Source organism: Idiomarina sp. PL1-037, from assembly GCF_034422975.1.
Classification (GTDB): Bacteria; Pseudomonadota; Gammaproteobacteria; order Enterobacterales; family Alteromonadaceae; genus Idiomarina.
On sequence record NZ_CP139873.1, the window covers coordinates 1,211,528 to 1,236,332 of the forward strand.

24 protein-coding genes are annotated in these 24,805 nt (G+C 47.3%); 14 read left to right on the forward strand and 10 right to left on the reverse strand.

Going from position 1 to position 24,805, the window contains the following annotated elements:
• Positions 1–18 precede the first annotated feature (18 nt).
• From U0358_RS05575 to rlmM, 9 genes are all read left to right on the forward strand, one after another.
• Entirely contained in the window at positions 19–1,518 is a 1,500-nt protein-coding gene (locus U0358_RS05575; RefSeq protein ID WP_317496655.1) for a CoA-acylating methylmalonate-semialdehyde dehydrogenase, read from the forward strand.
• 12 nt (positions 1,519–1,530) lie between these two features.
• Complete coding sequence (locus tag U0358_RS05580) at positions 1,531–2,688, forward strand: acyl-CoA dehydrogenase family protein (RefSeq protein ID WP_317496656.1); 1,158 nt, start codon at positions 1,531–1,533, stop codon at positions 2,686–2,688.
• 9 nt (positions 2,689–2,697) lie between these two features.
• Positions 2,698–3,819, forward strand: a complete 1,122-nt coding sequence (locus U0358_RS05585) for an enoyl-CoA hydratase/isomerase family protein (protein ID WP_317496657.1) — start codon at positions 2,698–2,700, stop codon at positions 3,817–3,819.
• Between the two features lie 26 nt (positions 3,820–3,845).
• On the forward strand, positions 3,846–4,742 hold the full coding sequence (gene mmsB / locus U0358_RS05590; protein ID WP_322407334.1) for a 3-hydroxyisobutyrate dehydrogenase: 897 nt from the start codon (positions 3,846–3,848) through the stop codon (positions 4,740–4,742).
• 20 nt (positions 4,743–4,762) lie between these two features.
• On the forward strand, positions 4,763–5,527 hold the full coding sequence (locus U0358_RS05595) for an SDR family oxidoreductase (protein WP_011234117.1): 765 nt from the start codon (positions 4,763–4,765) through the stop codon (positions 5,525–5,527).
• 97 nt (positions 5,528–5,624) lie between these two features.
• Positions 5,625–6,524, forward strand: a complete 900-nt coding sequence (locus U0358_RS05600) for a transcriptional regulator GcvA (RefSeq protein ID WP_011234116.1) — start codon at positions 5,625–5,627, stop codon at positions 6,522–6,524.
• Positions 6,524–7,147 (forward strand): alpha/beta fold hydrolase, encoded by a 624-nt coding sequence (locus tag U0358_RS05605; protein ID WP_317496660.1) that lies wholly within the window; start codon positions 6,524–6,526, stop codon positions 7,145–7,147. The genes U0358_RS05600 and U0358_RS05605 overlap by 1 nt, the downstream gene beginning before the upstream one ends.
• Positions 7,144–7,524, forward strand: a complete 381-nt coding sequence (locus U0358_RS05610; protein WP_322407335.1) for a DUF423 domain-containing protein — start codon at positions 7,144–7,146, stop codon at positions 7,522–7,524. Before U0358_RS05605 ends, U0358_RS05610 begins: the two co-directional genes overlap by 4 nt.
• Entirely contained in the window at positions 7,524–8,633 is a 1,110-nt protein-coding gene (gene rlmM, locus U0358_RS05615; protein ID WP_317496662.1) for a 23S rRNA (cytidine(2498)-2'-O)-methyltransferase RlmM, read from the forward strand. The genes U0358_RS05610 and rlmM overlap by 1 nt, the downstream gene beginning before the upstream one ends.
• A 45-nt stretch (positions 8,634–8,678) precedes the next feature.
• Here the strand turns inward: rlmM and U0358_RS05620 are convergent, their stop codons facing one another.
• The 5 genes from U0358_RS05620 to U0358_RS05640 all read right to left on the reverse strand — a co-directional run bounded on the left by U0358_RS05620 (position 8,679) and on the right by U0358_RS05640 (position 14,656).
• Complete coding sequence (locus U0358_RS05620) at positions 8,679–9,683, reverse strand: isocitrate dehydrogenase (RefSeq protein ID WP_322407336.1); 1,005 nt, start codon at positions 9,681–9,683, stop codon at positions 8,679–8,681.
• A 105-nt stretch (positions 9,684–9,788) separates the two neighbouring features.
• On the reverse strand, positions 9,789–11,312 hold the full coding sequence (locus U0358_RS05625) for a hypothetical protein (RefSeq protein WP_322407337.1): 1,524 nt from the start codon (positions 11,310–11,312) through the stop codon (positions 9,789–9,791).
• Complete coding sequence (locus U0358_RS05630; protein ID WP_034820394.1) at positions 11,309–11,695, reverse strand: DUF3192 domain-containing protein; 387 nt, start codon at positions 11,693–11,695, stop codon at positions 11,309–11,311. The genes U0358_RS05625 and U0358_RS05630 overlap by 4 nt, the downstream gene beginning before the upstream one ends.
• Before the next feature lie 7 nt (positions 11,696–11,702).
• The gene (gene ppnN, locus U0358_RS05635; protein ID WP_317496665.1) at positions 11,703–13,058 is read right to left on the reverse strand and encodes a nucleotide 5'-monophosphate nucleosidase PpnN; all 1,356 of its coding nucleotides are present in this window, start codon (positions 13,056–13,058) and stop codon (positions 11,703–11,705) included.
• A gap of 74 nt (positions 13,059–13,132) precedes the next feature.
• The gene (locus U0358_RS05640; protein ID WP_317496666.1) at positions 13,133–14,656 is read right to left on the reverse strand and encodes a GGDEF domain-containing protein; all 1,524 of its coding nucleotides are present in this window, start codon (positions 14,654–14,656) and stop codon (positions 13,133–13,135) included.
• Between the two features lie 151 nt (positions 14,657–14,807).
• Between U0358_RS05640 and U0358_RS05645 the strand changes: the two genes are divergently transcribed.
• A complete protein-coding gene (locus U0358_RS05645; protein ID WP_317496667.1) occupies positions 14,808–16,613 on the forward strand; it encodes a M61 family metallopeptidase in 1,806 nt (601 codons plus the stop codon).
• A gap of 4 nt (positions 16,614–16,617) precedes the next feature.
• On the opposite strand, the gene queF is transcribed toward U0358_RS05645, so the two are convergent.
• Positions 16,618–17,442, reverse strand: coding sequence for an NADPH-dependent 7-cyano-7-deazaguanine reductase QueF (gene queF / locus U0358_RS05650; RefSeq protein ID WP_322407338.1), 825 nt, complete (start codon positions 17,440–17,442; stop codon positions 16,618–16,620).
• 59 nt (positions 17,443–17,501) lie between these two features.
• Here queF and syd point away from each other — a divergent pair, with 59 nt between their 5' ends.
• The gene (syd, locus tag U0358_RS05655; RefSeq protein WP_317496669.1) at positions 17,502–18,053 is read left to right on the forward strand and encodes a SecY-interacting protein; all 552 of its coding nucleotides are present in this window, start codon (positions 17,502–17,504) and stop codon (positions 18,051–18,053) included.
• Between the two features lie 96 nt (positions 18,054–18,149).
• Positions 18,150–18,830, forward strand: coding sequence for a GNAT family N-acetyltransferase (locus U0358_RS05660; protein ID WP_322407339.1), 681 nt, complete (start codon positions 18,150–18,152; stop codon positions 18,828–18,830).
• Position 18,831: 1 nt separating this feature from the next.
• On the opposite strand, the gene U0358_RS05665 is transcribed toward U0358_RS05660, so the two are convergent.
• The gene (locus tag U0358_RS05665; RefSeq protein ID WP_322407340.1) at positions 18,832–19,143 is read right to left on the reverse strand and encodes a DUF3301 domain-containing protein; all 312 of its coding nucleotides are present in this window, start codon (positions 19,141–19,143) and stop codon (positions 18,832–18,834) included.
• Positions 19,143–20,174 carry a DUF3549 family protein gene (locus tag U0358_RS05670; protein WP_317496672.1) on the reverse strand — a complete coding sequence of 344 codons (1,032 nt, stop codon included), beginning with the start codon at positions 20,172–20,174 and terminating at the stop codon, positions 19,143–19,145. Before U0358_RS05670 ends, U0358_RS05665 begins: the two co-directional genes overlap by 1 nt.
• A gap of 93 nt (positions 20,175–20,267) precedes the next feature.
• On the opposite strand from U0358_RS05670, the gene U0358_RS05675 reads away from it, so the two are divergent.
• On the forward strand, positions 20,268–20,612 hold the full coding sequence (locus U0358_RS05675) for a YqcC family protein (RefSeq protein ID WP_317496673.1): 345 nt from the start codon (positions 20,268–20,270) through the stop codon (positions 20,610–20,612).
• Between the two features lie 2 nt (positions 20,613–20,614).
• Positions 20,615–21,325 (forward strand): tRNA pseudouridine(65) synthase TruC, encoded by a 711-nt coding sequence (gene truC, locus U0358_RS05680; protein WP_322407341.1) that lies wholly within the window; start codon positions 20,615–20,617, stop codon positions 21,323–21,325.
• A gap of 3 nt (positions 21,326–21,328) precedes the next feature.
• Here the strand turns inward: truC and dapD are convergent, their stop codons facing one another.
• Both dapD and glnD read right to left on the reverse strand, forming a co-directional pair.
• Entirely contained in the window at positions 21,329–22,153 is an 825-nt protein-coding gene (gene dapD / locus U0358_RS05685) for a 2,3,4,5-tetrahydropyridine-2,6-dicarboxylate N-succinyltransferase (protein ID WP_322407342.1), read from the reverse strand.
• A 9-nt stretch (positions 22,154–22,162) separates the two neighbouring features.
• Positions 22,163–24,802, reverse strand: coding sequence for a [protein-PII] uridylyltransferase (gene glnD / locus U0358_RS05690; protein WP_322407343.1), 2,640 nt, complete (start codon positions 24,800–24,802; stop codon positions 22,163–22,165).
• Between the last annotated feature and the right edge of the window lie 3 nt (positions 24,803–24,805).

Consider the following 24,805-nt stretch of genomic DNA (forward strand, 5'->3'; position numbering starts at 1 on the left):
ACAATAAGAAGGTGAATTATGTCTAAGAAAGTGCCTCTGTATATAGATGGCGAATTTATCGCCTCGAAGTCAGAACAGTGGATTCCTGTCACCAACCCGGCAACTCAGGAAGTTATTGCACAAGTGCCTGTTGCTACCCAAAGCGAAATGGACGCCGCGGTTGAGAGTGCTCGCGAAGCCTTTAAAACCTGGAAAGAAGTGCCGGTTTCTGAGCGTGCTCGCGTAATGATGCGCTATCAGGCTTTGTTAAAAGAACATCAGGAAGAAATAGCTGAAACGCTGGCACAAGAAACTGGTAAAACTTTTGAAGATGCCAAAGGTGATGTTTGGCGTGGTATAGAAGTGGTTGAACACGCAGCGAACATTCCTTCGTTATTGATGGGCGAGACCGTTGAAAACGTTGCCCGTAAAATTGATTCTTACAGTTACACTCAGCCACTTGGCGTTTGTGCAGGTATTACACCATTTAACTTTCCGGCGATGATTCCACTTTGGATGTTCCCGCTGGCCATTGCTTGTGGTAACACCTTTATTCTTAAACCTTCTGAGCAAGATCCATTAACGCCAAATCGTTTGGTGGAATTATTTGAACAAGCTGGCGCGCCTAAAGGGGTGTTGCAGGTCTTGCATGGCAATAAAGATCAGGTTGATTTTCTGCTGGATCATCCGGCAGTTCGTGCCTTGTCGTTCGTTGGCTCTGTACCGGTTGCAGAGTACATCTACCGTCGTGGTACAGAAAATGGTAAGCGCGTACAAGCCTTTGCCGGTGCGAAAAACCATTGCGTTATTATGCCAGATGCCAATAAACAGCAAGTGATCAACAATATGGTTGGCTCTTCTGTCGGTGCGGCAGGTCAACGTTGTATGGCGATTTCTGTCGCGGTATTTGTTGGTGCGGCAAAAGAGTGGATCCCTGAAATTGCGGAAGCCATTGCAAAAGTTCGTCCGGGCGCATGGAATGATGAAAATGCCGCTTATGGTCCGGTGATTAGCCCACAAGCAAAAGAGCGCGTTGAAGCTTTGATTACTCAGGGTGAAAAAGAAGGCGCGAAGCTGCTGGTTGATGGCCGTAACTGTAAAGTTGACGGTTTGCCAGACGGCAACTGGGTTGGTCCAACGGTCTTCTCTAACGTAACGCCGGATATGGAAATTTATAAAACGGAAATTTTCGGTCCAGTATTGTGCGCCACAGAAGTGGACAGCTTAGAAGATGCATTAGAGCTGGTTAACAACAATCCTTACGGTAATGGTACTTCTATCTTTACAGCAAGCGGTGCCGCAGCGCGTAAATACCAACACGAAGTTGAAGTGGGTCAGGTAGGGATTAACATTCCAATTCCGGTACCACTGCCGTTCTTCTCATTTACTGGCTGGAAGCGTTCATTCTTTGGTGACCTACACGCTTATGGTAAGCAGGGCGTTCGTTTCTACAGCGAAACTAAGACCGTAACGGCGCGTTGGTTTGAGAGCGACCTGGAAGATCCGGCAGGTCCTAACATGTCAATTAACCTAAGATAACAGGGGATAACGATGAATTTCGAATTGACAGAAGATCAGCAAGCTTTTGTAGACACTGCTAAGGCCTTCGCTGATAAAGAGCTGGCGCCCAATGCGGCTAAATGGGACGAAGAGCATTACTTCCCAATAGAAGTGTTTCGTAAAGCTGGTGAAATGGGCTTTATGGGCATGTATACACCGGAAGAGGCTGGCGGCTTTGGAATGAGCCGCCTGGACTCTGCGCTTATTTTTGAGCAACTGGCGGGCGGTTGTACAGCAACCACGGCTATGATGACCATTCATAATATGGTTACCTGGATGATTGGCTCATTCGGTCAACAGTCTGTGATTGACCAGTGGGTACCAGAATTAGTGACAGGCGAGAAGCTTGGCTCCTATTGCTTGACTGAACCCGGATCTGGTTCGGACGCTGCGAGCTTACGCACCAGTGCGAAAAAAGACGGCGACGAGTACGTTCTGAACGGCTCTAAAATGTTTATCTCCGGTGCCGGCGAAACCGATGTTTTAGTGGTTATGGCTCGTACAGGTGAAGACGGACCTAAAGGCATTTCTGCCTTTGCGGTACCGGCGGACGCCAAAGGTGTTATTTACGGGAAAGCCGAAGATAAAATGGGCTGGAATGCACAGCCTACCCGCTTAGTGACTTTTGAAGACGTTCGTATTCCGGCAGAAAATCTGCTGGGCAAAGAAGGCGAAGGTTTTAAGTTTGCGATGATGGGCTTAGACGGCGGCCGCATTAACATTGCGGTATGTTCAGTGGGTACAGCGCAGGCGGCACTAAATACTGCCAAAGCTTATATGCAGGAGCGTACGCAATTCGGTAAGCCCCTGGCGGCTTTTCAGGCGCTGCAGTTTAAGTTGGCCGATATGGCGACTGAGCTGGTTGCAGCCCGCCAAATGGTTCGTCTGGCTGCCAGTAAAGTCGATAACAACGACGCTGATAAAACCACCTATTGTGCTATGGCAAAACAGTTTGCGACCGATGTTGGTTTTAAAGTGTGTAACGATGCACTGCAGCTTCACGGTGGTTATGGTTACATTAAAGAGTATCCGTTAGAGCGCCATGTAAGAGATGTTCGTGTACACCAGATTCTGGAAGGCACTAACGAAGTGATGCGCATGATTATTGGGCGCCGTATACTGGCGGATGACGATCGCGAAATCTTGTAAGGAGATTCCATGCAAGACGTTGTACTTTTTGAAGAACTGAACGCCGGTGACAAAGTCATCGGCGTTGCTACGTTAAATTCCGAGAAATCGCTGAATGCTCTGAGCCTGGCGATGGCTGAAAAGCTCTTACCGCAGCTGGAAAAATGGGCAGAAGACGACAAAGTCGCCTGTGTCTGGTTGCAGGGGGCTGGTGAAAAAGCTTTCTGTGCCGGTGGTGACATTGTCGCCATGTATAAAGCCATGCAAGCGGAGCCGGGCAAATTAGTAGAGGAAGTCGAAAACTTCTTCACGAAGGAATATCAACTGGACTACTTTATTCAGACCTTCCCCAAACCTCTTATTTGCTGGGGTGACGGCATTGTGATGGGCGGCGGTATGGGGCTGATGAATGGCGCCAGTCATCGTATCGTGACCGAACGTTCGTTACTGGCTATGCCGGAAGTGACTATTGGCTTGTACCCAGATGTTGGTGCGACCTCCTTCCTTAATCGTATGCCACAAGGTTGCGGTTTGTTCTTAGGCATTACCGGCGCGACGATGAATGCGAACGATGCACTGTATCTGAACCTGGCCGATCACTTTGTTGGGCATGAAAGCAAAGAAAGCATTCTGAATAAACTGAAAGAAGTTCAGTGGGGCAATACTGAGGCATTGAACAAACAAAAGGTGACGGACTTACTAAGTGACGAGGCAAGTAATGACCCAACAGCGTTACCCACGCCTCAGGTAGAACCGCATCAGAAGCTAATAACAGAGCTTACAACGGGCAACGACATTGGTGAAATTGTTGAACGTATTGTCAATGATGAAACGGATGATAAATGGCTGGCGCGGGCGCGTAAGAATCTGGCCAATGGTTGTCCTTTTACATCGCACCTGGTCTGGAACCAGTTGCAGCAAGGCTCTGATTTGTCGTTGGCTGATTGTTTCCGTTTAGAGCTAACCTTGTCCTGTAACTGTGCGGTTCGTGGCGATTTTGCGGAAGGTATTCGGGCACTGCTGATTGATAAAGATAAGAATCCACAATGGCAGCATAACTCGGTAGCCGAAGTACCAGCGGAAGAAGTTGATGCATTCTTTTTACCGCCTTGGGGCGAGCGAACGCATCCATTAGCCGATCTTGATAAATAGAACGAATAACGAGAAGGAGTGCCAACATGGCAACCGTAGGATTTATTGGACTGGGTAACATGGGTGGCCCAATGGCCAGCAACCTGGCAAAAGCCGGCCACAAGGTTAAGGCTTTTGACTTATCGGAAGAAGCACTTAAAGCGATAGTTGCTGACGGTGCACAGGCGGCGAAAACAGCAGCTGAAGCCATCGAAGGAGCCGAGTTTGTAGTGTCTATGCTGCCTGCAGACCGTCACGTAAAAGGCGTTTATCTCGGTGACGATGGCCTAATCAACAAGCTGAATAAAGATCAGTTGGTTATTGACTGCAGTACCATTTCTTCTGAAACCGCTATGTATGTGGGTGAACATTTAGAGAAAGCTGGTATTGCCTTTATCGACGCCCCGGTTTCCGGTGGTGTTGGTGGCGCGAAAGCTGGTACTTTAACCTTTATTTGCGGCGGCACAGAAACTAACGTTGACCGGGCTCGTAGCGTGCTTAACGACATGGGCAAAAATGTTTTCCGCGCCGGAGATGTCGGTGCCGGACAGATTGCAAAAATCTGTAATAACATGTTGTTGTCAGTATTAATGGTAGGTACCTCTGAAGCTTTGCAATTGGGTAAGGCAAACGGGCTGGACCCAAAAGTTTTATCGGAAATTATGCTAGCAAGCTCAGGTAGCAATTGGACATTACAGGTATATAATCCGTGCCCTGGGGTAATGGATAACGTGCCTTCAAGCAATGACTATCAGGGCGGCTTTTTGGTTGACTTAATGGCTAAAGATTTAGGCCTTGCGCAACAAACCGCATTAGAAAGCGGTGCCGCAACGCCTATTGGGTCACTGACTCGCAACCTTTACCATAGCTGGTCTGAGCAAGGCCATGGTCGCCAGGACTTTTCCAGTATTTTTAATTATGTGGCACCTAAGTCACAGAAGTAACCTAAGAATTGGGGAAACACATGCAAATTAAAGACAGTGTCATTGTTATTACCGGTGGTGCTCAGGGGCTGGGCCTCGCAATGGCTGAAGATTTCGCCCGGCAAGGTGCCAAACTTGCGCTTATCGATATTAACGGCGACGTATTAGGTGAAGCTCAGGAACAATGCGAAAAGCTGGGCGCAGCCAAAGTGGTTGGTTATGAAGTTGATATTACCGATGAAGAGTCGGTAGAAACCGTATTTGAGCAAATTCAGCAAGAATTTGATGGCATCGATGTGCTAGTGAACAACGCAGGCTTACTGCGCGATGGCTTGCTGATCAAATTCAAAGACGGCGAACTGAAACAGAAAATGCCATTACAGCAGTTTCAGTCGGTACTGGATGTGAACCTCACCGGTACCTTCTTATGCGGACGTGAAGCCGCAGCGCAGATGGTAAAAGCTGGTAAGAAAGGCGTTATCATCAATATTTCCAGTGTCGCGCGAGCCGGCAACATGGGGCAGACTAACTACTCCGCAACGAAAGCCGGTGTGGTTGCTATGACAGTCACCTGGGCTCGTGAACTGGGTCGTTACGGCATTCGCTGTGGTGCCATTGCGCCTGGCTTTATTGAAACGCCAATGACGGCACAGATGAAACCTGAAGCGGTTGATCGCGCGTTGTCTATGGTGCCGCTAAAACGCTGGGGCCAGCCCAATGAAATTGCCCACAGTGCTCGCTACATTATTGAAAATGACTTCTTTAGCGGCCGTGTGGTCGAAATTGACGGCGGCGTTCGTCTGTAAGTCACATTAGTTAAAGTAATGATAAATAGCCGAACGAAGGGCGTCTCTGTTATAGTGGTGGTTATCTACTAAACAGAGACGCTTTTTAGTTAATGGCATGCGGAAATTACCTCCCTTAAACGCGCTAAAATCATTTGAAGTGGCAGCGCGTCATCTCAGTTTTACCAAAGCAGCCGAAGAGTTATTTGTGACTCAGGCGGCCGTCAGTCATCAGGTAAAAGCGTTAGAAGACTTCCTTGAGCTTAAGCTTTTTATCCGGCGTAACCGCTCGCTGTTGCTGACCGAAGAAGGGCAGGAATACTACTTAGAGTTACGCGATATTTTTGAGCAACTGGCACAGGCGACCGATAAACTTCGATTAGTGTCCGAACGCGGCGCATTGACCGTGTCGGTTCCGCCCAGTTTCGCTATTTTATGGTTTGTTCCACGGCTCAGCAGTTTTCGCGAAGAACACCCAGATATGGACATACGCATTAAAGCGGTGGATGAGATTAGCGGCTCTTTGACGGACGATGTAGACGTTGCTATTTACTATGGTGATGGTCGCTGGCCCGGCGTAAAAGCTTACCAGCTGCATGAAGAATACTTATGGCCTGTCTGTTCGCCGTTGTTATTGAACAAAGCGAATATCAAAGAGCCGATAGATTTATTCAAACAAACCTTGCTGCACGACGAAACGCGTAACGCCTGGAAGGACTGGTTCCAGCTGGTGGGGTTACCTCAGTATAAAGGCGATAACGGACCGGTATTCAGTCATTCCAGCCTGGCTTTGCAGGCTGCAGTCCACGGGCAGGGCATTGCATTAGCCAATAACGTGCTGGTGAAGTCCGAAATTGACAGTGGCCACCTGGTTCGTATTTTTCCTCAGGCACTGCAGCGGAATAAAGCGTTTTATCTGGTTTGTCGTGACAATCAGGCGGAGATAGGTAAAATCGCGACCTTCCGTCAGTGGCTGCTAAACTTGGTTCAAAAAGAAGAGCAAGAGTTTAACCAATAATGCGTTATCAACAACAGAACCCGGAAGGAGCGTTCCGCATCGTGTTTTTGCACGGCTCAGGAGGCGGTCCCGACACAGCTTTTATGAATTTCTTTGCAGAGCATGGCATAGCGCTTGGTGCGGAGGTTGTGCGCCCGGACTTTCCTTATTGGGAAAAGGTTCGTGAAACCGGTAAGCCACGTCCGCCGAATAAAATGCAGGCATTGGTCGATGCGATTGATGAACTGCTGAGCGAGTTACAGCAAGATAATAAACCGTTAGTTTTGATGGGCAAGTCGTTAGGAAGCCGGGTAATGTTGCGCTTAGCCGATAAATACGGCGCGAAAGCAGTCATTGCTTTGGGCTTTCCGTTCCACCCACCGCAAAAACCTGAGAAGTCACGCCTTGAAGAATTAAAGATGACGCAGGCGCCCGGCCTTATTTTGCAGGGAACGCGCGACCCGTTCAGTAAGCCGCTTTTAAAAAGAGCCGAGCAGGGGCAAGGCGTGGAGCTGCCGCATAACTGGCAGTTACAATGGCTAGAGGGTGCCGATCACGGATTTGCCGCCACAAAAGCCAAGGCGGTGAATACACCTAAGCTTTGGCAGCAGGCAGCAGATGCCATTAAGGAGTTTATTCAATGAGTCAGGTATTTTTAATTGTGGCCGCCATTTTAGGCAGTACCGGCGTTATGTTGGGCGCTTTTGCTTCGCACGGTTTAAAATCGAAATTAAGTGAGAGTTTGCTGAGCGCTTTTGAGACCGGAGTCACCTATCAGTTTTATCATGCGTTGGCACTGTTTGCTTTAGCGCTTTGGTTAAAGCAGTCACCGTCGGTTTGGTTTGTTGCCAGCGGCTATTTGTGGCTGGCTGGCGTGGTTTTATTTTCCGGTAGTTTGTATGCCTTAGCACTTACCGGTGTTAAATGGTTTGGACCTATAACGCCTATTGGCGGAGTATTATTTATTGCTGGCTGGGTCTGTTTATTAGTTGGCGCAATGAAGTTAGGAGCAGGTAGTTAATGAGTGAGATTGTTAACGGCAGAGGTAGTGGCATTGTATTGCTGTGTCGTGCGGGGTTCGAAGGTGATTGCGCGGCCGAAATTCAGGATAAAACCGCGGAACTGGGTGTTTATGGTTATTGCCAGACACAACCCGAACAAGCTTACGTTACCTACCATTGTCAGCACGAAGAAGCAGAGCATATTGCCCGTAAACTGACGCTGAAAGACCTGGTCTTTGCGCGCGAAATGTTTGCCTTGCTGGGGCCGGTTAAAGTGGCCGGTATTGAAGACCGTGCCAGCGAAGTCATAAAGGTACTAAAACCTCACCAGGAAACTTTTGGTTTAGCCGGTGAGTTACGGGTGGAAACCCCAGATACTAACGAAGCTAACCAGCTATCCAAATTTTGCCGAAAATTCAGCGTGCCGCTGCGTCAGGCATTACGCAAAGAAGAGCTTTTAAGTAATAAACCGTTAGCCAAACGACCGATGCTTCACGTGTTATTTGTCAATGCGGCACATGCTTTGGTGGGGTATTCGTACAGCTATAACCAGACAGTGCACGATGGTGGCATTGTGCGTTTGCGCATGCCAAAAGAGGCACCAAGCCGTTCAACGTTAAAACTGGATGAAGCCTTTCAGGTATTTGTGCCTGAAAACGAACATGAAAAACGTGTTCATTCGGGCATGAAGGCGGTAGATCTTGGTGCAGCGCCGGGAGGCTGGACTTATCAGTTGGTACGCCGCGGTATGATGGTACAGGCTGTGGACAACGGACCAATGGCAGAATCTTTAATGGAAACCGGTCAGGTAAAGCACATTCAGGAAGACGGCTTTAAATTTCGCCCGAAACGCAAAAATGTTACCTGGTTGGTGTGCGATATGGTTGAAAAACCCGCACGTGTCGGCGAGCTGATGACCAGTTGGTTACTAGACGGTGATTGTGAAGAAGCCATCTTTAACCTTAAGTTACCAATGCGTCAGCGCTACGCCGCAGTTAAAGGCTACCTGGATCAGATTAAAGAACAGCTACAAACCGAGGGGACTAAGCCGTTTGAAATTCAGGCCAAGCACCTTTACCACGACCGTGAAGAAATTACTGTACACTTGCGCTGGTTGCCCCGCAGCTAGCTTTAAAGGCATAGCCTGAGTTCATTCATGGCTATGCCTTTCGCCTTAAAGACGCTCAATAACTGCCTGAGTAAAATCAGTGGTACCGTGCGAGCCGCCCAAATCACGAGTGGTACGGTCGCCACTGGAAATCACATCTTCTAATGCTTTGGTGATTTTTTCGGCTTGCTCTTGCATGCCTAAGTATTCGAGCATTTGAATTGACGCTAAGATAACTGAGGTTGGGTTTGCCAGGTTCTTACCGGCAATATCCGGGGCTGAGCCGTGTACAGCTTCGAAAATGGCACAGTCTTTACCAATGTTAGCGCCGGGTGCCATACCTAAGCCGCCGACCAAACCTGCGCACAGGTCTGACAGAATATCGCCAAACAGGTTGGTGGTAACAATAACGTCAAACTCTTCCGGGTTCATAACTAAGCGCATGCAGGCCGCATCAACAATCATTTCTGTTGACTCAATGTCCGGATACTCGTCCGCAATTTCACGCGCTACTTTCAGGAATAATCCGGAAGTGGATTTCAGAATGTTGGCTTTATGCACCGCGGTGACTTTCTTACGGCCTTCGCGACGTGCGGTTTCATAGGCAAAACGAACAATGCGCTCAGCGCCTTCACGAGTGATTTTGCTTACTGCTTCGGCTTCGTTACCGTCTTCAGATACTTTTTGGCCTAAGCCGGAGTACATACCTTCGGTATTTTCACGAATGGTAATAATATCAATGTTTTCGTAGCGCGCTTGTGTGCCGGTAAAAGACAAAACAGGGCGCACGTTAGCGTATAATGAAAAATGTTTGCGGAGGCTGACATTAATAGAGGTAAAGCCTTCACCAACCGGAGTGGTTAGCGGACCTTTTAAGGTAACACCGTTACGCTCAATCGCATCAAGAGTGTCCTGTGGCAGTAACTCTCCGGTTTTTTCCAAAGCAGTTAAACCAGCGTCGACGTATTCATATTCAAAGTCACAACCTGCTTTATCAAGAATGGCTGTTGCGGACTCGACAATATCCGGACCGATGCCGTCACCTGGAATTACTGTGATAGTTCTACTCATGAATTGATTCCTTTAAACCGTGTTACAACAAAAACAGGAATGGTAATTCTACCATTGCGGCGTTAATACTGACTAGCAAAGCATTATTCAGCCAGTAAATGTAGGTTATAACGGTGAGTAACAGTGACTTTCAAAAGCTGATTTAGCTTTAATTCGGGTCAGTTGCTCACCGTTTACTTGAAGTTGCTGACAATAAGACTTTAGCAGTGATTTGACCGAGTCGCTTAATAACACATTGGGGTAATAGGTACTTATGGTCAAATAATTGGCTAAGAAAAACAAAGCATTGAGTTCATTGTCTTCACTCTTATCGGGATCCAATAAATTTTCAGTGGCGGCCGGCAATTGCCAACGCTTAACTAATTGTCGACTGCGACGAAAGTCACTGATATCCAGTGCAGAGCCTACCCAACTTGTACTGTAGCAATGCTCTATTTCTCGCGGACGGGGCCACCTTGCCGATTTAAGCAGCTCTGGGTGACGAAAAAGATCGGAGCCTGAAAGTAGAGCAAGCAGTGGTGCCGGGGTTGGCAGGCTAACGCCGGTTTCTGTTGATAAGTGCTGTAGCGTTGTGGTCAGTAAGCCGAGCTTTTGCATCAATGCGTTATGCTGAGGAATGGTATTTAATGAAAACTGATGCTGCAAAAAAGCAGTAGCAAGAATAACTGAAGCTCGTTTAGAGCCTAACCATAAATAAGACTGCTTTAAGTCCATACGGCTGGCTTCGTTGTAGCCAATGCGTTCGCTCTGATGCACGGCAGCATGGAGGCTGCTGGCTAAAAAAGGCAGTTGGTTAATTTGCTGAATTACTGCGTTTAAGGCGCCACTGGCATTGGCGTAACGGTTTATTGCCTGTAACAGTTTCCTGGGCGTTTGTTGTGTTGCACTTTTTGGCTTGTGCTTTAGCAATCGGTGCTGAGCCAGAGCGTTCACCTGTTCCTGAGTCAGAGGTTTGTCGTTAACGTCCCAATTTTGTGTCTCGTCCGGGCTGACATAAAATGGGCTGTCCAGCTTATGTATAAGAGCCAGAATCTGATGTTTTCCTTCAAAACCTAAAAGTACTGCGGTCTGCTGGTTCTTATGATGTGAAAACTTCTGACCCGTGAGTCTTAAAGGAAGTGTATCCTGCTGATTTAACAGCGCCCAGAAGCGATAGCGGAATTCACTGTTCAATAAGGGGAAAAAAGCTTGAGTAGGCTCACAGCGTTGCAGCTGAACCTGAGTTAAGGCGTTAACCCAATAGCGAAAAACGACAATGTCAGCAGATTTTAGCGTTAAAGGCTCTAAAGCAGAGAGCCACAGCGGCTGTCTTAAATGCAGCTGCTTCCAGTGGGCAGGGTCTGGATTAAGCTTTTCACTGACACAAGCAGCGGCCAGAATTCGGCGATATTGTGAGTGCAAAGACCATTGATAACCGCAATGCAGCGCGTTCACACAAACCGCGAGTAACTCACTTATTATCTGATTATCCGCAGGAGCGTATTGCTGAGCGTAAAGGGGAAGCAGTTCAGGCCAGCGGTTTTGCTGATATTCTTCATCAATAAACTGAACCAGACGATAAAGCTGACGAACGTCGTGTTGTTTCAGTAAACTTGCCGCTTTTTCACAACACTCGGTCAGCTCTCTCATTCTCGCCTCTGATAATTCTGATAGTCACGATAAGAGTCGTTGCCCCAGGCGATAAGCTTATTATCGCGAAAAACCAAAGGGGTACATTCATCTTTAGTCGTTATTCCGTCAGAAGTCACGTGATGAGTTCGATAAAACAGAACTTGCATGTCACCTTCAGATGAGGCTTTTGCTTCGTTGATATCGGGTGAGCCTAAAATACGAATAACACTGTCTTTGGACATACCGAGATCCAACTGGCCAATTTGTCTGGCGTTATAGGTCTCTCGTTCCTGCCACTGTAAATCAGCAGGATCAGCCTGATAAAGCATCAGCACTGCTCCTACTATGGCTAGATAAGAAACAGCGCCAATGGCGAGTATGACAAAGACTTTATTTTTCATAAATCCTTCAGTCAGTAACAACCTTATAACAAGGATGATACACCGAACCTGGCAATTTCATACGTCCTTGTTCGACGAATGCTCTTAACAATACGTCCAGTCGTTTCATTAACTCCTTTTCACCGTGAATGGTAAATACGCCTTTTTCCCGAATTTGACGAATGCCACCATCTTTCACGTTCCCGGCTACAATAGCTGAAAACGCACGTCGTAAGTCGGCTGCTAGCTCTTCTTTAGGCTGTTCCGGGTGCAGGTTCAGTGACGCAACATTTTCGTGAGTCGGGTAGAACGGCCGCTGGAAGTTTTCATCAATAAATAAGGTCCAGTTAAAGTAGTAAGCGTCACCAGAATCACGGCGGTATTGTTTTACTGCGGCCATGCCGGCGTGCATGTGCTGTGCAACACCTGAGGGGTCAGCAATAATAATACGGTAAAAGCCTCGAGCCTCTTCACCCAGAGTTTCAACAATAAAGGTGTCCAGCGCATCAAAGTAATCTTTAGACGCCTCAGGGCCTGTCAATATAACCGGTAAGCTTTGTTGTTGGTTTTTCGGGTGCATCAGTATGCCAAGAAGATACAACAGCTCTTCAGCGGTACCAGCGCCACCTGGGAAAATAACAATACCGTGCGCACAGCGAACGAAAGCTTCCAGGCGTTTTTCAATATCGGGCAAAATAACCAGTTCGTTAACAATAGGGTTAGGTGGCTCGGCAGCAATAATGCCAGGCTCAGTAAGACCTAAGTAGCGACCACCACTAATACGCTGTTTAGCATGACCAATAGTCGCGCCTTTCATAGGGCCTTTCATTGCACCCGGGCCACATCCGGTACAGATATTTAAGCCACGCAAGCCCAACTGATAACCCACTTCTTTAGTGTATTTGTACTCAGCTTCGTTAATTGAGTGACCGCCCCAGCAAACCACCATATCGGGCTCTTGCATGGCCTGAATAGTACGGGCGTTGCGTAAAATGTCGAACACCACGTGGGTTAGGGTGGCACTGTCAGCGTCTTTCAGTTCTTCTTCTGAGTAACGTTCTCCGGTAAAGAGAATGTCGCGCAATACGGATTCCAGTAATTCGCGAATGCCGACAATCAGTTCGCCATCAACAAAAGCTTCAGCCGGCGGCTCAATCAATTCAATTTTTATACCGCGCTCTTTGCGGATAATATTAACGGCGAAGTCTTCATATTTATCGTAAATTTCAGCGCTGCTATCGGTATTGCTTCCGGCATTTAAAACCGCGAGACAGCAATTGCGAAATAATTTATAGAGTTGGCTGTTTGAGGATTGCTTTAAACGTTCTATTTCCAGTTGTGACAAAAGAGACATGCTGCCTCTTGGAGAAATACTTGCTCTCATTATCTTTTCATACTCCTGTAATAACGATGACTCGGGGTCATTCTTGTACCGGCGGTGCCCATCAGCTTTGCTCTTTATTTTGCTGTGATGACTTTGTTGCGCCCGCTGTTTTTTGCTTCATAGAGCGCCTTATCGGCTCTTTCAAAAACCGCCAGTGGTATATCTTCATTGTACTTAAATTCAGCTATTCCTGCGGAAATAGTAATGCGTATATCGTCGGTTTTAAATCTAAACGGGATATTAGCCACTTTCTCCCGAGTATTCTCTATATGTTGACAGGCACTTTGTCCGTCAGAACAGAATATGATAGCAAACTCTTCGCCACCATAGCGACAAACAAAGGCTGATTCTCGTAGCGATTTGCTGAGAGTACCTGCGATAACTTGTAAGGTCTTGTCGCCGGCAATATGGCCAAAGCTATCGTTAATATTCTTAAAATGATCAACGTCGATAATGGCTATGCTGAGTGGCGTTTCACCGTTTTTCCAGCGTTGGAATTCCAGGTTTAAACGCTCATCAAAAGCAGAGCGGTTCGGCAACTTGGTCAGATTGTCCTGTAAGCTGCGGAACTTTTGTTTAGCCAGCTCCTGCTTGTAATGTAAAACCTGTTCTTCGGTTTCACGGAGTTTCTGCTCCATGGCTTGCGTGTTGCTATGGAAACTTTGACGCTCTTCGTCATGTAACTTGAGGTGTCGATTCAAAGTTTCACCTAAACGGTGCAACTGCAAGCCGACCGACTCTTTTAAATCGTTCAATTCATACGCGTCAGTGACGCAAGCTTTTATCTCGGAAACGCCACTTTTTAGTTGTTGGTTCAGATGCAGTCGTTGGTCAGCAAAGTCAGCAGAGTGATTTATGGTTTTACCTAATACACTCTGGACAGATTCTAATGAAGCATTTAATTGTTGCAGGAACAGCTGTGCTGAGCGGCGTTCATCGTTAATATTGTTAAATACCAGCCGCATAACTTTTAATGTGATAGCTAACAAGGTTTCGCTGGTTTGCGGCTTTTGTAAAGCTACCCTTACTTGCTGCAAAGTATCAGCGGCGCTTCCAAGAAACTCGACCTCACTTAGTAAATCAAGCAATTGACTTTGATATTGGGTTACTTGCGTTTCTGTCTGAGTACCTTGCTGCTGGTAGGAAAGTGTCAGCAATTGGTTTACTAATGGCAAATAATGAGAAACCGTCATTGTTGGTTGCTCGAATTCATTTGCTATTTTTTGTAGTTGGCTTCTGCCACTGCTATCGCGTGGCTTAATAGACTGTAATGCCAGGTGAATACTTTCGTTGGTTTTTTTTAGCAGCGTTTGCATACGAACAGTATGCTGAGAAATCACCTCACCCACTTGTTGCATTATGGGCTCTATAACCGCAGCGGACGCATTTTGCTGCAGATGACCTCGTAATTTATGCAGTAAACCGTCTAACTCACTATCAACACCATTTAATGCCAGACAAAGATCGTTCACAAAGTTTGAGTAACGTTGCGAGTCGCGCAGATAATCGTCTTCTATCTGCTTACGCGACTGGATGCTCTGTCGCAGTTTCTTGCTAAGGTGCTGAACCTGCTCTTGTGGTGTTTCTGGTAATGCCAATGCTCACCTACCAAATGTTGAAGTCAATACGCATAATACGAAAAATAATGTCATAAAGTCTAACCTATCTGAATTTATTTTCTATCGGTGGATTGTGGTAGTCTTTAAACAAGTTAACTAACAAATAAAGCGAAACTAACGGAGATAAACTGTGCGCAAGAGCTTATTAGCTGTTGGTGTTATGTTGGCACCTTCCATTGTATTGGCAAATACCAATTATAAAATTGATTTAACACAACCTGAGCACCACAAAGGCGAAGTGTCTATAACCTTTCCAGCCAGTGATACTAAGTTTCTGGATGTAAAAATGCCAGCCTGGAGAACCGGATATTATCGCATTTTGAATCTGGCTAATGGGGTTCGGGATTTTGATGCTCAGAGCAACGGGGAAGAACTTCGCTGGGAAAAGGTCGATAAAAGCACCTGGCGCGTATATTTACCTGAAGACAGTGGTGAAGTAACCGTCGATTACGAAATTTACGCGAATCAGCTCGGGCGCCGTAGCCGCCATATCGACGACAGCCATGCTTACTTAGATGCATCCGCTGTATTTATGTATGCAGACGCCTGGCGCGATAAACCGGTGTCAGTGTCTCTGGATGTTCCGGATGAGTGGAAGAGTTACTCCGGTATGGACAGAGACGGTGCACACCAGTTCTCGGCCGAAAGTTGGGATGTGTTAGTTGACTCGCCCATAGAAACGGGCATTAACAAACACTATGAGTTCACTCAGGATGATCGCGATTATGAAGTCGTATTCTGGGGAGAGGGTAACTACGACGCTGAGAAAACGGTCGAAGACTTACAAAAGCTGGTGGCTACCGGTGACTCGATTTGGAGCAGCTACCCATATGAGCGTTATGTTTTTATGGTCCACGCGACAACTGGCGCAGGTGGTGCGACTGAACACAAAAACTCGACGATTATCCAGCGCCCAAGATACAGCTTTGCTAGTCGTGACGATTACCTGTCGTTTATGTCGACAGCGTCACATGAGTTTGTGCATACCTGGAACGTGAAAGCTTATCGCCCGGACGGACTGGTTCCATACGATTATCAAAAAGAAAACTACACTGATTTATTCTGGATTGCTGAAGGTTCAACCAGCTACTTCCAGAATCATTTGTTATTACAGGCAGAAATTATGAAGCCGTCTGAGTATTTCGAACGAGTAGCAACCAGCATTGACCGCTATCGATCAAAACCAGGCCGAGATGTTATGTCAGTGGCTGAAGCCTCTTTTGAGGCGTGGATTGATCAATATGGCGACCGCGCGCACAACGATTCTGTGAATATATACTCGGAAGGTGCTCTGGTTTCCTGGCTGCTGGACAGCGAACTGTTGAAAAAAACTGATGGAGAAGTTAGCTATCGCGACGTGCATAATGAGTTGTATCAGCGCTTTGATGCCGACGAGCAGGGCTTCACTTCAGCCGATGTGCTAACTATTTTGAAAGACTTAACGGGTGAATCCTGGCAGGACTGGTGGCAAGACAATGTTGAAACTCCGGCCGCAGATATTCCGTTCGAGAGTATGCTGGAGCAGGTGGGTTTAAAGCTGGTTTATGATCAGGACAAGGATGAAGAGCAGGACGAACGCGAAGCTGAGAAAGTCTGGGCTGGCTGGAGTGCCAGTGAAGCCAGTGGCGGTATGGAATTGACCAGAGTTAGCAAAGGCAGCCCCGCCTGGGAAGCCGGCTTTACGCCGGGTGATGTCATTGTTGCTTACGACGGACACACCGTAGTTGATGGTCGCTTTAAAGAAGCTTTTGATGAATATAGAGCGGGTGATTCTATTGAAGTGACATTTTTCCGTCGCGACCAGTTGCACAAGAAAACCTTAACGGTGCAACCAACTCCTGAAACTGACGCGAAAATAGAACCATTAGACGAGCCTACTGCTGAACAGAAAGCTCGTTTCCTGCAATGGTTACAAATTCCGCACCCTAACGCTTAATCCCTTATTGTCGGGCCATGCGTTGCATTTGCAGCGCTGGCTCGAAGTCTGAACGAAACGGATTTATGTCCAGACCGCCACGACGTGTGTAACGGGCATAAACCGTCAACTTTTTCATTCCCAGTGCTTTCAAGTCCTGATAAATACGCTCAACGCATTGCTCGTGGAATTCGTTATGGCGTCTGAATGACACCAGATAAGCGAGCAGCGCAGCGCGATCCAACTTCGGCCCCTGATAATGAATGTAAACCGAACCCCAGTCGGGTTGATTGGTTATCAGACAGTTCGATTTTAACAGATGACTGTGTAGCTCTTCTTCTGTTTCATTTTGCTCTGTAGCAAGCAGTGACGGCTGATAGTCGTACTGCGAAATACGAATATTCTGATGGTCGATACAGTGACCCGGAAAGGTTGCCACAGACTCGCCTTCCAACTCAGACAACTGTCTCAGCTTGACGTTAACCGGCGCACCGGCACAAGCGGACAGGTCGGTTTCCATCAGTTGTTGCACCTGCTCCCAAGTGTTAAAACGCGAGTCATTGAAGCTGTTTAAATAAAGCTTAAATGACTTGGATTCGACCAGATTAGGGCTCTTGGCAGGCACGGTAAAGTAACCTACCGCAACCTGTGGCAGTCCGTTTGCGTTTAGCCACGAAATTTCATAACCGGTCCATAAATCCACACCCGAAAAAGGTAGCTCGTCTTTAAGCCCTATAGGTTCCCGATTCAGTGAGCGGGGGACTGGTTGCAGCTGTTTTGGATCATATTCATTCGGGTAGTCGGTGTGCTGCCCCAGAGATAAGTGGTCTAGTGCGTCCTTCTTTGGCATTTAAGTCGCTCCGTAAGTACAATGGCTGTATTGTAAATTTTCTTAGGTGTAAGTACCAGATGAAGACGCTAGAAGAATCAATCGATGCACTAATGATGCGCTATCAGGAAAATGTTCCTGTGCGCTATACAGAGTATGTAGAAGAGTGGAAGAGTCCAATTTATGGAACTGTTATTGACGAGAATACGGTTGAATGGACGCCATGCCGGCAACCTGAAGCGCTAAACTTTGATGATCTTGAGAGTGCTCTGGAAACGAATTTTCATGGAAGTATTAAAGCTTTGTTTGGCCGCTGGTACGCGGGAGACCTTGCGCTTGACTACCAGGGCCATCCAGTTAGCTTGCTACAGACGCAGAGTGCAGAAGACGGTGAGCGCTTATTAGAGAATATTACTGGTCACATTTTAATGAAGCGTCGTTTGAAACAGCCTGAAACGATCTTTATTGGTTTAGGTAGCGAGGATGACAGCTTGTTGGTAACCATAGATAACCAAAGTGGTGCGGTTGGACTTGAATGGGTAGGTAAGGAACAACACGAAGTTCTGTCTGACTCTCTGGCTGACTGGCTTGAGAATTGTCAGCCTCAAGTTAAAGCTGATAACAACTCTTGATGACAGTCTTGCTTTAATAGCGGGTAAATGGGTCTCGACAGAATTCTGAAAAATGGTTAAGTTGGTGTTATAAAAACTAACGATTGGCCATTTACTATGCAGGGTTTGACAGAAAAAACGGAAAGCGAAATTGATGACGCAGGTGAGAACAGCCGTGAGCATGTTCAGGGTGAACTGGTTTACCTTGTTGCTGAAGATCTGAAGCTAGCAGCCTCTCTTTTATTCAAGACTTATTACGATGACGAGTTGTTGCAAAAGATTTTCCGGTTCGACAAGCCTGACTACGATAAACGTTTAAGGGCCGCTATTCGGGAAGACCTGAACGCTTTCTGGGAAAGCGGGCAACCTATTATTGGTATTAGAGATGGCGGCACATTATTAGGTGTTGCGTGTCTTACCCGTCCTGGTAAAAGCTTTGGTCCCGGGCGTTTCTGGCACTGGCGGATAAGCATGTTGCTCACGGCTGGTTTTTTGAGTACTAAACAGGTGCTTGAAAAAGAACGCTTAATTCAGGAAGCGATGCCGGATGTGCCTTATCATATGCTGGCATTTATTGCGGTAGCACCCCAATATCAGTCGCAGGGCGTGGGGCACTTACTTGTTGAAGCTGCCAAAGCGGTTTTTGAAGAAGATCCGGAATCACAAGGGATAGCCGTTTACGTCACTCGTTCGGATTATCAGGCCTTCTTTAAAAAGCGCGGCTATCGTATTCAGGCGCAAATAGAAGTCGAAAAGCTGCCCGGTGAAGTCCTGTTTTACCAACGGCAGCCTAGTTAAACTATTGCGCGGGAATACGAAACGGCGGTAATTCAACGCCGACCAAACGCTGGTTATGAAGGGTTAAGTCGCCTTCATAACGAGTTTCGCCGTCGCTGCTAAAGCCCATTTTGAAGGTGCTACGCCAGCCTGGCTGGCTGCCTTTAAACGACCAACGCGTGTCCTCGCGACGAATATCTAAAAACTGAAGCCCTTGCTGCTTGCAATAAAACAGCGCATGTTTTTGAGCGCTTTCCGACTGTTGCCGGTGTTGCCAGAAAACCCATATTGCCGTTGCCAGCGCCAGTAAAACAATGACATCGAGTAAATTCATTAGCTTCCCTGTGTCTGTTGTTTTAATCGATTTAATGCTTCATTAACTGCCGCAGACTGTTTTTGTTGGGCAATAATGGCCAACAGTAACGGGCGTATATCTGGCAGGGCAATAATGTCCTGGAATAACGCATCAAACAGCGAATTATCGAGCGCTGCTATGGCGTCTAAGTAGCGCAACAAATTTGGTTCTTCGCAAAGCACCGGCCATAAACGAGCAGCAATAACAACGAGCTGATCGGCATTGGCATTTGGAACCAGTTTGTTTATTGCTTTTTGTACCCGAGGATGAGCTGAAGCGGAGGCCAGCGCGCGCAAACTGTCAGTGCATAGTTGAGCATTACTGCTCTCGAGGTTCTGCAGAAGAGCGTCTCTTACCGGTGGAGTCAGGCTTTGTTGCTCAAGCGCAACGGCCAACGGCTGGCGTACAGCACTTGGGTAATGAGAAAAATGCGTTGCTATGGCTTTGCTCAGTTCCGGCAGTTGCTCTAACCGGGCTGCGCAGTCGTGTAACCCTTGCAAGCCTACTTTTTGCCAATCTATACCGCTTTCAGGTTGCCTCAAATACGCTTCCGCCGTTTCAAAATGTATGGACGGCGATAATTTTTGCTGGCGCTGAACCCGGGCATGCAAAGCCGCGCGCTGTTGCTCATTCGGCGTTAATAAATACGGGTTTTGTTGCAGCTGATTTTGCTGCTCCTCGGTCATTTCTCCGGTAATTTCGTGGCCTAATGAATTAACCACATACTCCAGGTATTGATTACGCGCGGCTATATTTAAAAGACCCCGCTCGTCCAGCGGAAATTGCAGAAACCAAATAAAAGGCTGTTGGTCACGTTGTTTATGCTGGAACAGTATTGCCAATTGAGCCTGCCGCGCTATGGGGTAGGGGTATGGACGTTGCTGTTGCTCAATGGCTGCAAACTCTTCTTGAGACAGCTCTGTCAGGCATCTGCCTATATCAAAAATTTTGTATTCGGCTTGGCCGGCTTGCAAAAACTCACCCAAGGTAGTTATGGTCGGTGCTGACACAGGCGCTCCCTTTTTGCTTGAATTTTAAGGCGTATTAAATCACTATGGCGCCATTATATCGGTTTATACAATTATGTGGTAACGGAGTCTGATATGGAGCAATATCAGAAAGCCGCTCGATTGCTGGACAGAATAGAGCGTGAACTAAACAGTCTTGGCTTATGGCAGTCTCAGCACCCGCCGGTGCAGGCGTTGGAGAGTCAGCAGCCATTTGCTGTCGACACGCTGGAATTTCATCAGTGGTTGCAGTTTATTATGCTTCCCCGAATGTGGGCGTTAGTGGATAGCAAGCGCCCTTTGCCTGAGGGGATTGCCGTTAGCCCAATGGCTGCGCATATCTACCGCAGCGAGCTGGAACAATACGAACAACTCATTGCATTGATACGTGAATTTGATGTGTTGCTCAGCGGAACTGACCCCTTGCAGGAAGATGTCTGACAGTGAGTCAGTTAGACCTTGTTTACCTGGATAAGCATCTTGCCGTTATTAATAAGCCCAGCGGTTTATTGGTTCACAGAAGCCGTATAGCAAGCGGTGCCCGTGAGTTTGCAATGCAGATGCTGCGCAATCAACTTGGCTGCCACGTTTACCCTGTTCATCGTCTAGATCGCCCGACATCCGGTTTGTTGGTTTTTGGCTTAAACAGCGATGTTGCCCGTACTATGACGGAGCAATTAATCGCGCGCGAAGTGAGAAAAACTTACCATGCTGTGGTCAGAGGCTACGTATCAGAAAGCGGCACTATTGATTACGCCTTGAAAGAAGAATTGGATAAGCTTGCTGATAAAGACGCGGATCCGGATAAAGATAAGCAACCTGCGGTGACGCATTATCAGTGTTTAAAGCAGATTGAGCTGCCTTATAAAGTCAGCAAAAAACATGACACCACGCGTTACTCACTGGTTCAGATGCAACCGGAAACGGGTCGCAAGCATCAATTACGCCGGCACATGGCACACATTCGGCATCCCATTGTCGGTGATACTAACCATGGTGACGGACGGCATAATAACTTTTTTCGCGAGCACTTTAATTGCCACCGTTTACTGCTGGCAGCGACAGGGTTGAGTTTTAAACACCCGGTCAGTGGTGAATCTGTAAACCTGGAAATACCACTGCCGGATGAGTTTCACCAGCCATTTCTTAAGTAAACGTTATTCCGCGCTGCGTAGCAGGGCATTGATACCCACTTTGGCACGAGTTTTCGCATCAACCCGTTTGACAATGATAGCAGCGTAAAGGCTGTGAGTGCCACTTGCGGAAGGCAGCGAGCCGGGCACAACAACGGAACCCGAAGGGACGCGACCATACAGAATTCGGTCGTTTTCCCGGTCATAAATGCGAGTGCTCTGGCCAATATAAACGCCCATGGAAATTACCGCACCTTCTTCGACAATAACGCCTTCAACGATCTCAGAGCGCGCACCAATGAAGCAGTTATCTTCAATAATCGTTGGGTTAGCCTGCAATGGTTCTAAAACCCCACCGATACCAACACCGCCGGACAAGTGAACATTTTTTCCAATTTGCGCACAGGAACCAACGGTAGCCCAGGTATCCACCATAGTGCCTTCACCAACGTAAGCACCAATATTAACGTACGATGGCATTACGACAACGTTACGGCCGATAAAGGCACCTTTACGAACCATAGCGGGTGGTACAACGCGCATGCCCTCAGCACGGAAACGGGCACTGTCGTAGTCGGCAAATTTGGCCGGCACTTTGTCCCAGAAACGGGTTTCTCCGCCTTCAATCAGGTCGTTGTCGTTTAAGCGAAATGACAAAAGAACCGCTTTCTTAAGCCATTGATGAACAACCCATTCACCGGAAATTTTTTCGGCAACTCGTAACTCGCCGCGGTCAATTTCATCGATAACGTAACGCACAGCTTCGCGGAGGTCGTCGTTTTCGGTTCGGGCATTGATTTGATCACGTTGTTCAAATGCATCAATGATGCGCTGTTTTATGTTTTCCATGATAAGAATTTAAAACTCCAGGTCTTTGATAATTTTTGCTTTCAATGTTTTTTTTTGCTTGTCGCTAAGAGCGGTTTGCTGCTCGGTAGTGACAATAAATAAGTCTTCTGCCTGCTCGCCTATGGTGGTGATTTTCGCCGCCAGCAGGATAACGTTCTGTTGCTGCAAAATAGCGGCAAGCTTAGCAATAAGCCCCGGCCTGTCCAGTGTTACCAGTTCGAAGGTAGTGCGGCCGTGATGTTTACTGGGTATAAAAGTGACCTCAGTTGCCACCGAAAAGTTCTTCATGCGACGCGATAAAGGCCGTTTCGTGCTGGGAACGGGTATCCGTTTGTGCAGGACATCCAGCAACTGTTGTTTTACCTCTTCAATACGATGAGGCTCTGTTAACGGTTTGCCGTCTCGTTGCAATACGACAAAGGTATCCATAACAAAGCCGTCACGGGTAGCCAGAATTTGTGCATCCAGAATGTTGAGTTGCTGGCTGTCCAGAACGCCCGCAACCGAGGCAAACAAATGCCCCTCTTCGTGATGGTAAATAAACAACTCAGTTGTGCCGTAGTTGTTTTCGTCTCCAATGAGGATGAGCGGCAGTTGCTCGCTTGGCAGGTTCAGAATATGCTGTGAATGCCAGCTGATTTGCTCTGCCGTATGGCGGAAAAAATAATCCGCAGTAAAGCGCCCCCATAATGCCAGAATTTCCGCTTTTTCGAAGCCTGCGCTTAACAGTAAGGCCATTGCACTGGCTTTATTTTCATTAATTCTTTGGCGAATATCCAGGGTAGGCTTATTACTGTCCTGTGCCAGCAAGTAGGAGGTGGCGTTATAAAGCTCTTCCAGTAACGTTGCTTTCCAGTTGTTCCAAAGTGACTGGTTCGTTGCCCGAATATCTGCCACCGTAAGACAATAAAGGAAGTCTAGTCGCTCAAGCGTTGAAACTTGATTAGCAAATTCCTGGATGACTTCCGGGTCATGAATGTCCCGCTTTTGCGCGGTAACCGACATGGTTAAATGGTGCCGCACCAGCCAGGCCACTAGCTCTGCGTCTTCTTCACTGTAACCGTGTTGGTGGCAAAAGTTACGCGCATCCATTTCGCCGAGCTCTGAGTGATCGCCGCCGCGACCTTTAGCTATGTCATGGAATATACCCGCCAAATACAAGCAATAGCGGCGATCCATTTTCGCAACCAGCTTTTCGCACAGCGGAAACTGATCCTGATAATCGTCGTCGCTAAAGCGGTACAAGTTTCTTACTAAGCGAAAGGTGTGTTCATCTACTGTGTAGGCGTGAAAAAGGTCAAACTGCATTTGTCCGACAATTTGTTGCCACTGTGACAAGTAGCTTGCCAGCACACTGTGGTGATGCATTAGTGCAAAAGACAAGCCACAACCTCTGGGATGCTGAATCAACTGATTGAATAGGTCACGGCATTCCGGGTCATGGCTGAGTGGCTCACTTAGTTGAGCTCGGGCATTTCTGAGTAAACGTATGGTGTTCGAGTGTATGCCCTGTATTTGCGGATGTTCCGCAATGCAGACAAAAGCGCGGATAATATTGCAGTGACTATCGAATACATTATCATGCCGAGCCGTTAACAGTTTATTCGCAACGGCAAAGTTATCGTTAATATTTTCAGCGTGTTGTAAGTCCTGCGTTCCTAATATTGCCTGATGAAAAAACTGCAGAAGCATTTGATTAAGCTCGCTTACGCGTAAAACCACTTTAAAGTAATCTTTCATCATGGTTTCAACGGAGGCTTTACCGTCATTACCGTAGCCCAGGCGAACAGCAACGCCTGGCTGAAAATCAAAGAGTAAGCGGTCTTCGCGTTTACCTGCCTCTAAATGAAGCGCAAAGCGTATGCGCCATAGCCAGTTCATGCAGTCACGCAGCTCAACGAATTCATCGGCTGTCATATAACCGTATTCAACCAGGTTTTCATCCGAGTGAGTACGGAAATGACGTTTAGCAATCCAGCCTACGGTCTGAATATCACGTAGCCCACCGGGACTCGATTTAATGTTCGGTTCCAGGTTATAAGACGTGCTGTGGTATTGTTGGTGGCGCTGCTTTTGTTCATCAAGTTTGGCTTGATAGAAATCCCGGCTTGACCAGGGAAAGTCATTTAACAACTGTTGATGAAACTCATTGTAAAGCGACTCAGATCCTGAAAGGTAGCGACTTTCAATAAGGTTTGTGGCTATTGTGATATCCTTTTCTGACTGAGCGAAGCAGTCTTCGATAGTACGTACCGAATGGCCGATATCCAGGTGTAGGTCCCATAAAAAGGTAATGAACTGCCCGAGCTTTTCAGACAACTTAGCTTCGGCTTCAGCATTTTCCGGACCCACTAAAATGAGCAGGTCGATATCTGACCCGGGGTGCAGAGTTTCACGACCATAGCCACCCACAGCTAAGATAGTTGCCGGCTCGTTCTCTAGTTGAAATTGCTGCCACAACTGGCTAATTAACTGGTCAAAGAAGGTTGCGCGGTGATGAATCAGCTCATCGATATCCGCGGTGACAAAACGTGCTGCAGACCAGTTCTGGTAACTTTCCAGAAGCGCTTTGTAGTCTTTTAGGCAAGGTTGCAGGGTTCGGTCAGGCCAGCGCCAGTGAAAGTCTTTATCTTGTTGAACGTTAGCCATAGG